At 68.0% G+C, this 14,095-nt stretch carries 13 protein-coding genes; 6 read left to right on the top strand and 7 right to left on the bottom strand.

Annotated elements, in window-relative coordinates; all coding sequences use genetic code 11:
* Positions 1-77 precede the first annotated feature (77 nt).
* Both IEX71_RS13985 and IEX71_RS13980 read left to right on the top strand, forming a co-directional pair.
* The gene (locus tag IEX71_RS13985) at positions 78-632 is read left to right on the top strand and encodes a LemA family protein (RefSeq protein WP_188837647.1); all 555 of its coding nucleotides are present in this window, start codon (positions 78-80) and stop codon (positions 630-632) included.
* Complete coding sequence (locus IEX71_RS13980) at positions 629-1,567, top strand: hypothetical protein (RefSeq protein ID WP_188837646.1); 939 nt, start codon at positions 629-631, stop codon at positions 1,565-1,567. The genes IEX71_RS13985 and IEX71_RS13980 overlap by 4 nt, the downstream gene beginning before the upstream one ends.
* Here IEX71_RS13980 and IEX71_RS13975 read toward each other — a convergent pair.
* From IEX71_RS13975 to IEX71_RS13950, 6 genes are all read right to left on the bottom strand, one after another.
* Positions 1,523-2,764, bottom strand: coding sequence for an MFS transporter (locus IEX71_RS13975; protein WP_188837645.1), 1,242 nt, complete (start codon positions 2,762-2,764; stop codon positions 1,523-1,525). The two genes, IEX71_RS13980 and IEX71_RS13975, sit on opposite strands and share 45 nt — an antisense overlap.
* Complete coding sequence (locus IEX71_RS13970; protein WP_188837644.1) at positions 2,761-3,858, bottom strand: DNA polymerase III subunit beta family protein; 1,098 nt, start codon at positions 3,856-3,858, stop codon at positions 2,761-2,763. Before IEX71_RS13970 ends, IEX71_RS13975 begins: the two co-directional genes overlap by 4 nt.
* Positions 3,859-4,032: 174 nt before the next feature.
* A complete protein-coding gene (locus IEX71_RS13965) occupies positions 4,033-4,965 on the bottom strand; it encodes a putative endonuclease domain-containing protein (protein WP_188837643.1) in 933 nt (310 codons plus the stop codon).
* Between the two features lie 138 nt (positions 4,966-5,103).
* Positions 5,104-6,837 carry a proteasome ATPase gene (gene arc, locus IEX71_RS13960; RefSeq protein WP_188837642.1) on the bottom strand — a complete coding sequence of 578 codons (1,734 nt, stop codon included), beginning with the start codon at positions 6,835-6,837 and terminating at the stop codon, positions 5,104-5,106.
* A gap of 48 nt (positions 6,838-6,885) precedes the next feature.
* The gene (locus tag IEX71_RS13955) at positions 6,886-7,908 is read right to left on the bottom strand and encodes a tRNA (adenine-N1)-methyltransferase (protein ID WP_229749730.1); all 1,023 of its coding nucleotides are present in this window, start codon (positions 7,906-7,908) and stop codon (positions 6,886-6,888) included.
* A 37-nt stretch (positions 7,909-7,945) separates the two neighbouring features.
* Complete coding sequence (locus tag IEX71_RS13950; protein ID WP_188837641.1) at positions 7,946-9,091, bottom strand: site-2 protease family protein; 1,146 nt, start codon at positions 9,089-9,091, stop codon at positions 7,946-7,948.
* Between the two features lie 58 nt (positions 9,092-9,149).
* Here IEX71_RS13950 and IEX71_RS13945 point away from each other — a divergent pair, with 58 nt between their 5' ends.
* Entirely contained in the window at positions 9,150-10,043 is an 894-nt protein-coding gene (locus IEX71_RS13945; RefSeq protein WP_268235954.1) for a RecB family exonuclease, read from the top strand.
* 57 nt (positions 10,044-10,100) lie between these two features.
* Complete coding sequence (locus IEX71_RS13940) at positions 10,101-10,598, top strand: hypothetical protein (RefSeq protein WP_229749729.1); 498 nt, start codon at positions 10,101-10,103, stop codon at positions 10,596-10,598.
* On the opposite strand, the gene IEX71_RS13935 is transcribed toward IEX71_RS13940, so the two are convergent.
* Positions 10,599-12,008, bottom strand: a complete 1,410-nt coding sequence (locus IEX71_RS13935) for an MFS transporter (protein WP_188837639.1) — start codon at positions 12,006-12,008, stop codon at positions 10,599-10,601. It lies immediately after the preceding gene.
* A 114-nt stretch (positions 12,009-12,122) separates the two neighbouring features.
* Between IEX71_RS13935 and IEX71_RS13930 the strand changes: the two genes are divergently transcribed.
* Together IEX71_RS13930 and IEX71_RS13925 are read left to right on the top strand one after the other, a co-directional pair.
* The gene (locus tag IEX71_RS13930) at positions 12,123-12,989 is read left to right on the top strand and encodes a helix-turn-helix transcriptional regulator (RefSeq protein ID WP_188837638.1); all 867 of its coding nucleotides are present in this window, start codon (positions 12,123-12,125) and stop codon (positions 12,987-12,989) included.
* A gap of 181 nt (positions 12,990-13,170) precedes the next feature.
* Positions 13,171-14,064, top strand: a complete 894-nt coding sequence (locus IEX71_RS13925; protein WP_188837637.1) for a hypothetical protein — start codon at positions 13,171-13,173, stop codon at positions 14,062-14,064.
* Positions 14,065-14,095 lie beyond the last annotated feature (31 nt).

Below are 14,095 nucleotides of genomic sequence, written 5' to 3'. Positions count from 1 at the left end.
GTCCGTCCGTCTGGCAGATCGCACACCTCGCGGAGCCTCGGACGCCATACCGACCGTGATGAAATGAGCGCATACTGGTGGCTGGACTCGTCGTACTGATCGTTCTCGTCGCGGCGTTGGTCATGTGGTGGCGGTTGAATGTGTCGATCGTCAGGCTGCACTCGCGGGTCGATGAGGCATGGAGTGACGTGCTCGCTCAGCTGCAGCGACGGGCCGACCTTGTCCCATCGCTGGTCGAGTTGGTGCGTGGTTACGTGACGCACGAAGAGACGGTGCTACGTCAGATGGTCGAGGCGTGGTCAGGACTGTTGCACGCGCAGGACCCCGGACGGGCCGCCGATGCGGAAGCCGAGCTGTCTCGTGCGGTCCACGCGACCTACGCCGTCAGCGAGCGGTACCCGCAGCTGCGAGCGAGTTCGAACTTCCTGCATTTGCAGCGCGAACTCGTCCACACCGAGGACAAGGTCGTCGCGTCGCGACGGTTCTACAACGGCGCGGTGCGTGAGTTCAACTCCCACATCGCGACCTGGCCCGGGTCCTCCGTCGCGCATCGGCACGGCTGGCAGACCGCCGAGTTCTTCACTGCCACCACCGCTGCGGCCGATCCGCCGGTCGTCGATCTGGGCCGATGAGCGACCGTAGTCCACACGCGAGTCAGGTCTGGGCAGAGCTGCTGCGTGGCGCCAAGCACTCGCGGATCGAGTTATGGCTCGCCGTCCTCTTCCTCCTCTCCGGTGTCATCGGCCTGGTCGCGATACTGTCCGCAGGCGCGTTCTCCAACAACGGTGCCGGGGTCTTCTGGATCGCCTGGACCCTGGCCGGGTGCTATCTGTTCGTACGCATCTGGCGTCGGACCATCGGTGTGGCGCGAGCACGGGCCTACGCCCAGGCTCACGGCCTCGAGCCATTGATCTACCGGCGTGCCGACCACTATCCCGGGATGCTTTTCACGCACGACGCCGCGCGGATCATCGAGGGTGTCCGCACCTTGTCACGTCACTTCGTCGAGATCGGCAACTTCGAGCACTTCCAGGATCCTATGCAGCTGCGCCCGTTCGGCTACGTCCGTATGTCGCTCCCCCGCCACGTTCCGCACATCGCCGTGGTGGCACGTCGGAACGGACCCCTCCTGCCGTTCGATATGAAGAGAACACAACGCCTTTCGCTGGAGGGCGACTTCGACAGGCATTTCACGCTGTATGCGCCAGCCCGATACGAGACCGACGCGCTGCACATCTTCAGCCCCGACGTCATGGAGCGTTTCCTCGCGGACGCGCCCGGCTTCACCTGTGAGCTGGTGGACGACGAGCTCTACCTCTACTCCCGGAAGCCGCTCGACATCGGCGGCCGTATGACGATCGAACGTATCGAACACCTCCTGCGTCCGCTCGCGGCGAAACTGGGTCATCAGCTCGACCTGTACGCCGACGACCGCGTGCCCGATGACGTGGCGCACCCGATCGCGCCGGGTGGTCGGCGCCTCGTCGGCCCGGTCGCGACCGCCGGCGCGATGATCGCCGTCTCAGTGCTGCTGATCCTGGTCCGGATCTACCTGCTGCGAGGGTGATCCAGCGGCACACCACCAGGCGAGGGTCGCCCACATCACGGCCGCGCAGCAGCCGAGCGACGACCGTGCGCCGAAACCTCCGGCAATCGAGGTGAAGAACACTGTAGCGACGAGAAGCGTTGCCATCTGGACGAATACGAGCAACGACTGATACCGACCGAGTTGGTCCATCGGTGTCGCGGCCAGGTATGCCGGCCACAGGTGTCCGGTGCAGACCGAGACACCGACACCGACGCCGATCATGCAACCGAACGCGCTGCCCGGAGACGGGGACACCGCGGTGCCGAGCAGACCGGCGGCGATGATCAGCAGCCCGATGCCGACCGCGAGCCGGATCCGCCGGACCGTACCCCGCCGGGCGATGACAGCGGTCACCGCGATGCCGCCGACCAGCCAGCCCGCCTCGACCAGGCCGGAAGCGCCCGGGCCCCAACCGGATCTGCGGGCGAGCAGGGACGGACCGTAGATGACCGCCGGCAGCACCGCGGCAGCGATGGCACCGGTGGCCACCAGCACCGGCCGCAGCGAAGCGGATCGCCATACAGTCCCCAGTGGCCGCAGGATCGACAGTCCGCCGTCCGCGGCGCTCGTCACGTGCTCGTACGGCGGCCGAATCCGCCACAACACCAACACGATCAGCGCAAACGTCACGGCGTCGACCGCGGCGGTGCCGGCGAAGGCGAGCACGGTCACCAGGAGCGCACCGCACGCTGGCCCGGCGATACGGGCCAGCGCAGCGAGGGTGCTGCTGAACGCAGTCGCACGGGGCAGGTCGTCCCCGGTCACGAAGAGGCGCGGGACGACACCGCTCGCCGGCAGGTAGAACGCTCCCTCTACGCCGGACGCGATCGCGACGACGATCAGCAACCAGGGGTGCACGCCGGCCACGGCTGCGGCCAGCACGACGAACACGCTCAGCAGCAGCATCACCGTGTCCCCTGCGATCAGCAGCCGTCGTATGCCGAACCGGTCGGCCACAGCACCGCCGACCAACAAAAGTGCCGCCGTCGGCAGTGTGATCAGGACGCCGATGAGTCCCGTCAGCCCGGCGGAGATGCCTGTCGCGTACCAGGTCATCGCGAAGTCGAAGGCAGAGGTGCCCAGAGTGCTCGTCCCGGCTGCGATCGCCCACCACATGTATGCCGCCGGCAGCCTGCCCGGCGTCGCCGTAGTTGCGGACGCCGTCCGCGCACTCATGACCCGGTGCGGTCCCGTCGGACCGGCATCACGATCGTGGTGAAGGTGCCCTGGTCCGCCGAGCGGACGACAACCGGGCGACTCTGCTGCGCGGGCAGTTCGAGCAGCACCTCGGGGCCGACGCTCACGTCGAGGGCTCCGAGCAGGAGCGATGGCCGGAACGCCGTCACGAGCGGCCCACCGGTGCAGATCGCACCGAGCCGCGTGCCGTGCCGGTCGCCGTCGATGCGCACGTCCAGATGATCGGAACCCGTTGTGAGCACCACGGCTTCGGCGTCCCGCAGCCGCAGCAACTCATCGGACAGGCGTGCGCGATCGACGGTGACCCGGCCGGCCATCGGGGGCAATGACGCGAGAACCGACTGATACGAAGGGAACTGGGCATCGACCGTGTCCAGTGTCAGGTCCTCCTGGTCGGCTTCGAGCGTGGCGCCGCCAGCGCTGATGCGCAACAACACCCGGTCGTGCGCACCCGCGAATGCGGTGGCCGAGGCCACCGCTTCCGACGACACGACAACACGCCTATCCGCGCCGGTCACCTCCTCCACCGGAAGGCCGCGCACCGCCATCCAGTAGCGATCGGTTGCGACGACGGTGAGCTCGTCGGCGCCCATCTGCAGGAGCACGCCGTTCAGCGCGGGTATGTCGGGCTGGGCCGCCGCGGCCGGCGACACCTGACGCAACGAGCCGGCCAACTCCGGACCCCGCAGGATCGCCGTCGTCGGCTCGGCGGTGCCGGCGGCCTCCGGCAGCGATGCGATCACGTCTTCGGCGGTCTGCCGAGCCCTGCGGGCGATGCCGGTCGCCTGCTCGGCATACGTCCGCAGTGCCGCCTTGGCCTGCTCGGGCGGTCCGTCGAGCACCGTCCGGATGTCCTGCAACGGCAAGCCGATCCCCCGTAGGCGACTGATCGTCGTCGCCCGACGCTCCTGGGCCGCGGAGTAGTAGCGATAGCCGCTGACCGCATCGACCTCGTGCGGCTGCAGCAGCCCGCAGTCGTCGTAGAAGCGCAGCGCGCTCGAGCTCAGGCCGACCAGTCGGGCGAAGGCTCCGATGGTCAGCAGGGACGACTGCGACGAAGACTCGTTCCTCATCTTCGCCTCAGTCGCTTCACGCCGATGGTGCGTCCGTCGGCCGGCACGCTGGTCAGGCACGACCCCAGCTTGGCCCCTCAAGCAACTCGAAGGTCAAACCGCGGTCGACGGGTGGCGTCCAGCGTCATACACATCGAGCGGTATGGCGCGCGATGTGTATGACTGAAACACGGCCTATCGCAACGAGTCGTACATCCGGCGGACCTGCAGCAGGAACTCGCTCGGCATCAGGCGCAGCCCGAGGACCGGCATCCGGAGCACCTGCTCGCCGGCGACTAGTCGATCGTTCTGGCGTAACGCGTCGTCGATCGGGTTGAGAGCCAGCGCGTGGTGACCGCCGTCGATCTCGACCACCAGACCGACCTCGCCCCAGCTGACGTCGAGGTAGACACGGCCACGCGGTCCACGCCGAACCGATTGTCGGGTGGGAGCCGGAAGTCCGACGCCACGCGCCAGTCGGGCGAAGTCGAGTTCACCGAGCGAGTGGGCCCCGTCGGTCACGTCAGCGATGACGGCGTCCAGGAAGTTGCGCCGCGGGGATCGCGTCACCGCGCGCCAAGCCAGGGCCAACCGCGCTGCGCTTGTGAGTCGTTGCTGCATCGGCAGGCAGACCAGCAGCGCCGCCTGCCGATCGGACACCGCCCACTGTGCGGCGTGGATCGTCGCGACGTCGGCGCCGACGGTCGGTGCCGGCCGACGGTGTCGGTGCAGCCGGGCCCCGTCAACGGCGTGGTGTCGGCTCGACCCGGGCAGCGTTATGTCGATGGCCGCCGGCGTGAACCCGGTCATGCCATGCGCGAGAAGTGCGGTGGCTCCGTCGAGCCGGGCCCCCGACCCACTCTCCCACAGCGCGCGCCACCGTTGGGCAACGGCGCTCAGTTCGGGAGAGCCGATCACCAGGGTGTGCAGGCCGGCCTTGAACCAACGGCCCGCCACAACCTCATTGCGGATGCCGTCACGATCGATCCCATGCTGAGCCAGTGTTCGGCGGTGCACCACGCCGTCGTGCTCGACGGCGAGTTGGATGGCGACGGCTCGCCGCGCAGCGCCATGGATACGCGGTGGTCGACCGACCGCGAAAGCGCCGGAAGCCGTGTCCCTGGTCATCGGACAATCGTGACGACGCAGCCGATTCTGCGCTGCGCGGCCTGTGGACAACCCCCGCACAGCGACCTGCGTCATACACATCGAGCGTTATGGCGCGCGATGTGTATGACGCGGGTTTCGATGTGCCTCCAGGGCAGGTCAGAGGTACTGGCCGGTGCCCTTGATCGAGTCGATCGCCCGACCGGGCTCGGCGCCGTCCTTGCCGTCGATGAGCGTGCGGATGTAGACGATCCGCTCGCCCTTCTTGCCGGAGATGCGCGCCCAGTCGTCCGGGTTCGTGGTGTTGGGCAGGTCTTCGTTCTCCTTGAACTCGTCGACACACGACCGCAGCAGGTGCTCGACCCGGATGCCCTTCTGACCGGTGGTCAGCTGGTCCTTGATCGCCATCTTCTTCGCGCGGTCGACGATGTTCTGGATCATCGCGCCGGAGTTGAAGTCCTTGAAGTAGAGGACCTCCTTGTCACCACTGGCGTAGGTGACCTCCAGGAACTTGTTCTCGTCGATCTCGGTGTACATCCGCTCGACCGACGCCTGGATCATCGCTTCGACCGTCTCCTGCGCCGAGTTGTTGTGCTCGGCCAGGTCGTCGGAGTGCAGGGGCAACCCCGGCACCAGGTATTTACCGAAGATGTCCCTGGCGCTCTCGGCGTCCGGACGCTCGATCTTGATCTTGACGTCCAGCCGGCCGGGCCGCAGGATCGCCGGGTCGATCATGTCCTCGCGGTTGGAAGCGCCGATGACGATGACGTTCTCGAGTTGCTCCACACCGTCGATCTCGGCGAGCAGCTGCGGCACGATCGTGGTCTCGACATCGGAGGACACACCCGAACCACGGGTCCGGAAAAGCGACTCCATCTCGTCGAAGAAGACCACCACGGGCGTGCCGTCGGAGGACTTCTCCCGCGCCCGCTGGAAGATCAGCCGAATGTGTCGCTCGGTCTCGCCGACATACTTGTTGAGCAGCTCGGGGCCCTTGATGTTCAGGAAGTATGCCGCCTCGTCCCGCCCGGTCTTCTCGGCGACCTTGCGTGCCAGATTGGCGGCGACCGCTTTGGCGATCAGTGTCTTTCCGCATCCGGGCGGGCCGTAGAGCAGCACACCCTTGGGCGGACGCAGCGCGTGCTCGCGGAAGAGGTCGGCGTGCAGGTAGGGCAGCTCCACCGCGTCCCGGATCTGCTCGATCTGACCGGACAGGCCACCGATGTCCTCGTAGTGGATGTTCGGCACCTCTTCGAGCACCAGGTCGGCGACCTCGGCCTTGGGGATGCGCTCGAAGACGAAACCGCTGCGGCTGTCGCACAGCAGCGAGTCCCCGGCGCGGATTACCTGGCCGGCGAGGTTGGCTGCGATGCGGCAGACGCGCTCCTCGTCGGCATGTGCGACCACGAGCACACGGTCCTCGCCGAGCATCTCCTTGGCCTGCACGAGCTCACCGACCCGCTCGAAGCCCACGGCGGCGACGACGTTGAGCGCCTCGTTGAGCATCACCTCGCGACCCAGCGTCAACTCGCCCGGCTCGATGGACGGGCTCACCGCCACCCGCAGCTTGCGTCCGGAGGACAGGATGTCCGCGGTGGCGTCGTCATGGGTCTCGATCACCACGCCGTATGACGCGGGCGGCTGCGCGAGCCGGTCGACCTCACCCTTGAGACTGACTATCTGCTCACGGGCTTCCTTGAGCGTGCGCACCAAGCGTTCGTTCTGGGCGGACAGTGTGCCGACCGACGCCTGCAGCTGTCGGACCTGCTGTTGCAGGTCGCCCGCGCCCGAGCGCGACGACAGGGCGAGTCGCTCACGCAACGTTCGGATCTCGCGTTGCAGACCCTCGATGGAGTTCTGCGGCGCATCTGACTCAGGGGGGTGATCGTTCACGGTCGGCCTCCTTCGCAGCGACCACCCGACCCTAACTCTCAAACTTGTTCATTCCAGCGGCGGCTCGCCTGCTGAACGTTGCAATTTGCGCAGCTTCTTCTCCGAGACCGGCCGCTCCCCCAGATTCTCGGACGTCCAGTCGTCCGCGGCACGCGCGACGTCGAAGGTGCTCGTCTCAATATTTGGAGCGTCGGCCTCCTGAGCGGCCTTCGCCGGGCGTCGCTTCCGGAACGGCGGCGTCACGCCAGGGGCCAGCCGACGCGTCGAGATCAGGAACCCGGTGTGCCCGTGCATGCGGTGCTGCGGCCGGACCGCGAGACCCTCCAGGTGCCACCCGCGGACCATGGATTCCCACGCCTCCGGCTCGGTGTAGCCACCGTGCGCCCGGGCCGCCTCGGCGACACGGGACAGCTGGGTGACCGTTGCGACATACGCGATGAAGACGCCGCCGGGCGCCAGCGCCTCACCCGCCGCGTCCAGGCACTCCCACGGCGCGAGCATGTCGAGCACGACCCGGTCGACGCTGCCCGGCTCGGCGATGGTCGGCAGCACGTCGACGAAGTCACCGACCGAGACGGTCCACGCCGGGTGCTCCCCGCCGAAGAACGCACGGACGTTGCCCCTGGCGATGTCGGCGAACTCCGCCCGACGCTCGATCGAGTGCAGCTCGCCGCTGTCGCCCACAGCGCGCAGCAACGACATCGACAGCGCGCCCGAGCCGACGCCCGCCTCCACGACCCGCGCGCCCGGGAAGATGTCGGCCATGGCGACGATCTGTCCGGAGTCCTTCGGATAGACCACCGCTGCCCCACGGGGCATCGACATGACGTAGTCCGACAGCAACGGGCGCAACACGAGGTATTCGGTGCCTGCGGTGTTGGTGATCGTGCTGCCGTCCGGCAGGCCGATCAGATCGTCGTGCTCGAGGTGGCCGCGGTGGGTGTGGAACTCCTTGCCCGGGGTGAGCAGCAAGGTGTGCATGCGACCCTTCGGGTCGGTCAGCTGCACGCGTTCGCCTGCTGTGAGTGGGCCGCGGCGAGCGGCGGATCCGGTGGTTTCAGGCGAGGTCACGACGCGCAAGTCTAGGTCACTGCCGGCGCGTCACCGGTCACACCGTCGCGGAGGCCGCGGGCCGGCGCTCAGCGGCCGCCAGTGCTTCACCCAGCAGCTGTATCGAGACCAGACCGACCGGCTGTCCGCCGGTCACGACCAGCAGCTCCTGTATGGCGCCACCGACGTCCTGGGCCACCCGGACGAGGGCTGTGACGTCTGCATCGACCGATGACACTTCGGCGACCCACCCCGCTGGTTGCACCCGCGCGAGCGCCGCCGCCCGGACGTCCTGCAGCTCCGGACGCGCAGACTGCCCCAGCTCGGTCACGGTGATGACACCCCAGGGCACACCCTGTCGGTCGATCACGACGACATCCGCGTCCTGCGGCAGCTGAGCCACCGGAGCCGCGTCCGGAGCGAGCACCATCGGGCGCAGCACGTCACGCACCCGGACGCGCGCGAAGAGCCGCCCCGACCGGGCGCGCGCGATGGCGCCGCTCGCGCCGAACCACAGGAAACCCGCGATCAGCACCGACCACAGCACGTAGAACGTGTCGGGCGTCTCGCCCCGGACCAGCGGCAGCACCACCGCCCATGCGATCAGCAGCACGGCCAGGACCCGCCCGCACCAACCCGCGACGAGCAGTCCCGCGGACCGGGAGCCGGTGATGCGCCATACGACCGCGTCCAGGATGAAGCCGCCGTCCAGCGGCATACCGGGCAGCAGGTTGAAGACGGCCACGAACGCATTGGTGTAGATGAACGCGCCGATCAGCAGTCGTGCGACGTCACGGTCGTCTGCGACGACCTGCAGCGCGAGCCAACCGGCAGCAGCGAGAACGGCATTGGCGAGTGGGCCCACCACCGCGACCAGCGCGCTCGACATCGGCGAAGAGTCGTCGGTGTCGTATGCCGTGTGCCCACCCCACAGGTCTGCGACGATCCGACGCACGTGATAGCCGCGCCACTGCCCGACGAGGGCGTGCGCCGCCTCGTGCGCCACGACCGACAGCAGCAGGAGCAGCGTGTAGAGGAACGCGACGAAGTAGGCGGTGCCACCCAGCTCGGGGTAGGCGTCGGCGATCTGCGGCCCGAACGTCGCGATGATCACAACCGCGATGATCGGCCAGGTGCGCCCGATGTAGACCGGCACGCCGCGCAGCGTGCCCAACTGCCAGCCGGGCCGGTCCGCGTTCGCCATTGCGCCAGCGTACGTGGCGGCACTGTCGGTGTCGTAGCGCCCGGTTAACGTGGCCGCCGTGGAACAGACACCGGAAGCCGCGACGCCCGAGGCCGGGGGCCCGACGCCGGCGCGGCGGGCGCTCTCGCCGAGTCGGGCCGGTGACTTCATGCAGTGCCCGCTGCTCTACCGCTTCCGAGTGGTCGATCGACTGCCCGAGGAGCCGTCGGCCGCCGCAGCACGCGGAACCCTGGTGCACGCCGTGCTGGAGCGGCTCTTCGACGCCCCGGCGGCCGACCGCACCATCGAGGCGGCGGTCGATCTCCTGGAGCCGCAGTGGGCCGCACTGATGGAGCAGGAGCCGGAGCTGGCCGCCCTGGTCGGCGAGGGCGGCACGGACGAGCAGACCTGGATGGCCGACGCCGCCGAGCTGGTGCGTCGCTGGTTCGCGTTGGAGGATCCGACCCGGCTGGAGCCCGCCGAACGCGAGCTCTATGTCGAGGCGGATGTCGACGGGCTCACCCTGCGTGGCTACATCGACCGGCTCGACGAGGCTCCTGGCGACCTGCTGCGCGTCGTGGACTACAAGACCGGGCGCTCCCCGTCGGAGTTCTTCGAGGCCAAGGCACTGTTCCAGATGAAGTTCTACGCCCTGGTGCTGTGGCGCACGCGTGGTGTCGTGCCGCGGATGTTGCAGCTGGTCTACCTCGGCAACAGCGAGATCGTGCGCTACGAGCCCACCGAAGGCGACCTGCTGGCGACCGAGCGCAAGATCAAGGCGCTCTGGGAAGCCATCGAGCGGGCGGCCACCACAGGTGACTGGCGCCCGCACCGCACGAGGCTGTGCGACTGGTGCAGTCATCAGGCGCTCTGCCCTGAGTACGGCGGCACTCCCCCGCCTCTTCCGGCCCACGCCATCGGGCTGGCGCTCGACCCGGTCCGGTCCGGCGAGGCAGTCCCGGCGGTCGACTGACAGCGGTCGGTCACGCTTCGGCGGGCGCCGAACCGATGGCGTCATACGGTCTGGTCCATGACGACGACCATGACCAACATCGAAGACCGCACGGACGACCCCGGGCTGGTCATAGAGACCGCGACGACCCGCGTTCTCACGCTCGCCCGGACCTGGCTCGCGTGGGACGGCAAGCCCAGGCTGAGCGAGGACGGCGAGCGGATCTACACACCGCACAAGGTGATTCGTCGGTATGCCGACCACCTCGTCGACCATCTCGCCCAGATCGAGGCGTTGCTGGCCGGTGTGCCGACCCGGCCGAACGGCTGGCGCGAGAGCCGGATGACGACCGTCGCCGACTTCGCACGATTCACCGAGGGCGACCTGAACGAAGCCGTCGAGCGCCTCACCCGCTTGTCACGAACGATCCGGCTGCGGTTGCTGGTCGCCGGGCCATCCGAGTGGGACCGCCCGCGCGACGGATCGTGGACGCTGCGGGAGATCGCCGAGCACGTGGGGAGCAGCTGGTATGCCGAACAACTGGGCGATCTCTCGTCCCCACCGCCCGCCGCGTGATCACCGTGTCACGATCAGCAATCGCCGGGCGGCGACGACCCCGAGGCCCAGGCCGAGTGCGATCAGGACACAGATCAGGTGTGCGGCAGAGGCCGTACCCGAACGATCTGCGACGCTGAGGAAGAGCGAGCCGACCGCCGCGACACCGAGCACCTGCGCCAGCTGGAAGGCGCAGGAGAGGACACCACTCGCCTCGCCGGCCCGCCGGACCGGTACTCGGCTGAGCGCGATGCCCATGACCGGCGTGATCGCGAATCCTTGGCCCACACCGACGAGCCCGAAGAACACCAACAACACCGCGCCGGGACGGTTTCCGTCGCCGACGACCTGTCCGAGTGCGACGAACACCACCGCGCACAGCAGCAGCCCGGCCAGGATCAGCCACCGCGTGGCGTGTGCCGGCAGGTGCGGGCTCAACAGCGACGATGCCGCGAATCCGATCGCGAGCGGCAGGAACGTCAGTCCGGTCCCCAGCGGGCTCATGCCCAGCGTCGTCTGCAGGTGGACCGAGAAGACGAAGAGATACGCGGCATACCCGGTGATCACGACGAGCACCACGGTCAGGCCGGTCAGGAGCCCCGGCGTGCGCAGCAGATCCCCCGGAACGACCGGAGCGCTCGCCGCCCGCTCGACGACGACGAAGACGGGGACCAACAGGGCGGCGATACCCCATGCCACGAATCCCCATACTGGCCAGCCATTTTCGTGACCCAGGACCAGTGGGACGACGAGCAGACCGATGATCGCTCCGAGCAGTCCGGTGCCGGCGACGTCCAGATTCGTGCCGGGCGTTCGGGTATGGCGCGGCAGCGCACGAGCGGACAACCACAACAGCACGAGACCGATCGGGACGTTGACCAGGAAGATGCTTCGCCACCCCAGCCCAGCGACGTCCAGTTGGAGCAGCACACCACCGAGCAGCTGGCCGCTCACGGTTCCCGAGGCGAGAACCAGTCCGTACCACCCCAACGCACGTGACCGGCTTGGTCCAGCTGGGAAGCAGACCTGGATCAGGCTCATCACCTGCGGCAGCATGAAGGCCGCGGCAGCACCCTGCGCCAAGCGACAGCCGATCAGGGCGGGCGCGGTCGGTGCCAGACCACAGGCGGCGGACGTCAGGACGAAACCCGCGAGCCCGCAGCGGAACACCGTCCGATGCCCGAGCCGACCGCCGAGTCGGGCGCCGGTGACGAGCAGCACGGCATACGTCATCACGTAACCGGACACGATGAGTTGCAGCTGTGCTCCGGACGCGTGCAGTCCGTCACGCAGCGGTCCGATGGCGATGTTGACGATCGAGATGTCCAGCAGGCTCATGAAGAGCCCGCCGAGCAGCACGGTGAGCAGGAGTCCGGAGGCGGGCTGTGTCGGTCGGGCGGAAGATGCCGGTCGCACCTGCGTCGTTGTCATGGCACCGATCGTGCGGTTCGTGGCGCGAACGCAACAGGAGCGCACTCATCCTGGTACCAACGGCACCAGCATCCGATCCGTTCGGACCGGGGGCGTCGTTGCAGAATCGAGGACATGACGATGACCGAGCACGAGACCACGCGGACCAAGCCCGCACATCGTCGTGAGTTGGCCCGCTTCCTGCGCGCCCACCGCGAGCAGGTGAGTCCGCACGTCGTCGGAGTGCCCGTCGGCCCGCGCCGCCGCACTCCCGGCCTGCGGCGGGAGGAGGTCGCGCAGCTCGCCGGTGTAGGGCTGACCTGGTACACCTGGCTCGAGCAGGGCCGACAGATCAATGTGAGCACTCAGGTGCTCGACGCCGTGGCGAGAGTGCTGGGTCTCGGAGCGGCGGAACGTTGGCACCTCTATCGATTGGCGCAGGTGCCCGGTGTGCCGATGCCCCCGCAGATGCCGGAGGAAATACCCACCGACGCGATTCAGGTGCTCGACCAACTCGACCCGAACCCCGCCTGTGTCTACAACGCCAGGTACGACCTGATCGCCAACAACGAGACCTACGCCTGCATGTTCCCGTGGATCGTCTCCGCGGACGGGATCGAACGGAACGTGCTGTGGCGGGTGGCGGTCGCCGGTGAGGACGTCCGGCCGATCAATCCCGAACTCTTCGGTCGCCTCGTGGCGAACCTGCGGCTGCGCTATGCCGAGCACATCGGCGAACCCGGGTGGGAGTCGTTCATCGAGGAGTTGTCCCGCACGAGTGCGCTCTTCCGGGACGCCTGGGCCCGGCAGGAGGTCAGCCGACCCGGTCCGCAGTTCAAGCAGTTCCGCTGCCCACCGGTCGGCCTCATCCGGCTCAACACACTCAGCTACTCGATCGACGGCACCGCAGACCTGCGCATGATCGTGCACGTGCCGGAGACGTCTGCCGATGCCGGTCGGATGCAGCAGTTACGGGATCTCGGCGGGGCCAGCTTCGACTGACCGAGCGTCCAGCACCGCGATATAGAACCTCCTATCCACGCGTCCAATCGGTGTCGGGTTCACCCCGAATATCGATTTCTCGCAAAAATGCAAGACCTCTCCCAGACACCTGTCAGGCTTGAGCACGATGCGTGTTCCAGCCAGGGGTACGCGAGAGACATTGGGGTGGGTGAAGCTTCAGATGAATTTCCGAAATGCTGCTGTCGGGGCGGGTGGCCTTTTCTGCGCGGCGGGTCTGACGGTTGCCATTGCGGGCGGTGCGCAGGCAGCACCGAATACGAACGGTGCGACAACGGGGGCCGCGACCGCCACCGTGGCCAAGTCGGTGCCGGGCAACAACGGGACGTTCAAACTGCACGAATACGGCACACCCGACGCCTTCGTGAACAACGACCCGAAGGTGTGCAAGTTCAACTTCGAGTACTATTTCCAGGACTCCGAGCAGCCCGGTTATGACGTCACCATCGTGCCCCAGGGCGGTAACGGCGGCCCGGACTCACTGACCCTGTCCATGCCCGCTGCCGGTGCGGACGGCTATTCCTACTCCATGTACATCAACATCGACCCCAACGGTGAAACCGACGGATACACCTTGGCGCCCGGTCACTACAAGGCCACTGTCATGGGCAAGAACGGCGTGAGCAAGGACGAGAAGGCCAAGTCCAAGGTCTTCTGGGTCAAGTGCGACACCACGCCGCCGTCCTCCAGCAGCACTCCGCCGCCGAGCTCCTCGACGCCGCCGCCGAGTTCCTCGACGCCGCCCCCCAGTTCCTCGACGCCGCCGCCGAGCTCTTCGACGCCACCTCCGACGACGTCGAGCAGCACTCCGCCGCCCACGACCTCCACCTCGACGCCGCCGGCAACGAGCTCCACCACTCCTCCGCCTGCAACGAGCACCAGTTCCACGCCGCCGCCGGCCGCAACGACCACGCCGCCGGCCTCCGGCCCGGTGGTCGTGACGGACGGCCCCAGCGGTGGTAGCGGTGGCAACAACGCCCTGCTGGGCGGCGGCTTGGCCGCTGTCGGCGTCGCTCTCGCCGGTGCAGGACTCCTGCGCCGCCGGATGAGCGAGTAACAGCGGGTCAGCAACGGAGCGGCCCCGGCGT

This window comes from Flexivirga endophytica, from assembly GCF_014640635.1.
Lineage (GTDB): Bacteria > Actinomycetota > Actinomycetes > Actinomycetales > Dermatophilaceae > Flexivirga > Flexivirga endophytica.
The sequence above is the reverse complement of the archived record's forward strand: the minus strand, read 5'-3'. Positions and strand labels throughout refer to the sequence as shown.

What these genes read in the sequence shown, in the direction of transcription:
- IEX71_RS13940 (WP_229749729.1), top strand. Translation starts at nt 10,101, where the DNA reads ATGACGACGACCATGACCAACATCGAAGACCGCACGGACGACCCCGGG.
- IEX71_RS13980 (WP_188837646.1), top strand. Translation starts at nt 629, where the DNA reads ATGAGCGACCGTAGTCCACACGCGAGTCAGGTCTGGGCAGAGCTGCTG.
- IEX71_RS13975 (WP_188837645.1), bottom strand. Translation starts at nt 2,764, where the DNA reads ATGAGTGCGCGGACGGCGTCCGCAACTACGGCGACGCCGGGCAGGCTG.
- IEX71_RS13950 (WP_188837641.1), bottom strand. Translation starts at nt 9,091, where the DNA reads ATGGCGAACGCGGACCGGCCCGGCTGGCAGTTGGGCACGCTGCGCGGC.
- IEX71_RS13965 (WP_188837643.1), bottom strand. Translation starts at nt 4,965, where the DNA reads ATGACCAGGGACACGGCTTCCGGCGCTTTCGCGGTCGGTCGACCACCG.
- IEX71_RS13935 (WP_188837639.1), bottom strand. Translation starts at nt 12,008, where the DNA reads ATGACAACGACGCAGGTGCGACCGGCATCTTCCGCCCGACCGACACAG.
- IEX71_RS13930 (WP_188837638.1), top strand. Translation starts at nt 12,123, where the DNA reads ATGACGATGACCGAGCACGAGACCACGCGGACCAAGCCCGCACATCGT.
- IEX71_RS13925 (WP_188837637.1), top strand. Translation starts at nt 13,171, where the DNA reads ATGAATTTCCGAAATGCTGCTGTCGGGGCGGGTGGCCTTTTCTGCGCG.
- IEX71_RS13970 (WP_188837644.1), bottom strand. Translation starts at nt 3,858, where the DNA reads ATGAGGAACGAGTCTTCGTCGCAGTCGTCCCTGCTGACCATCGGAGCC.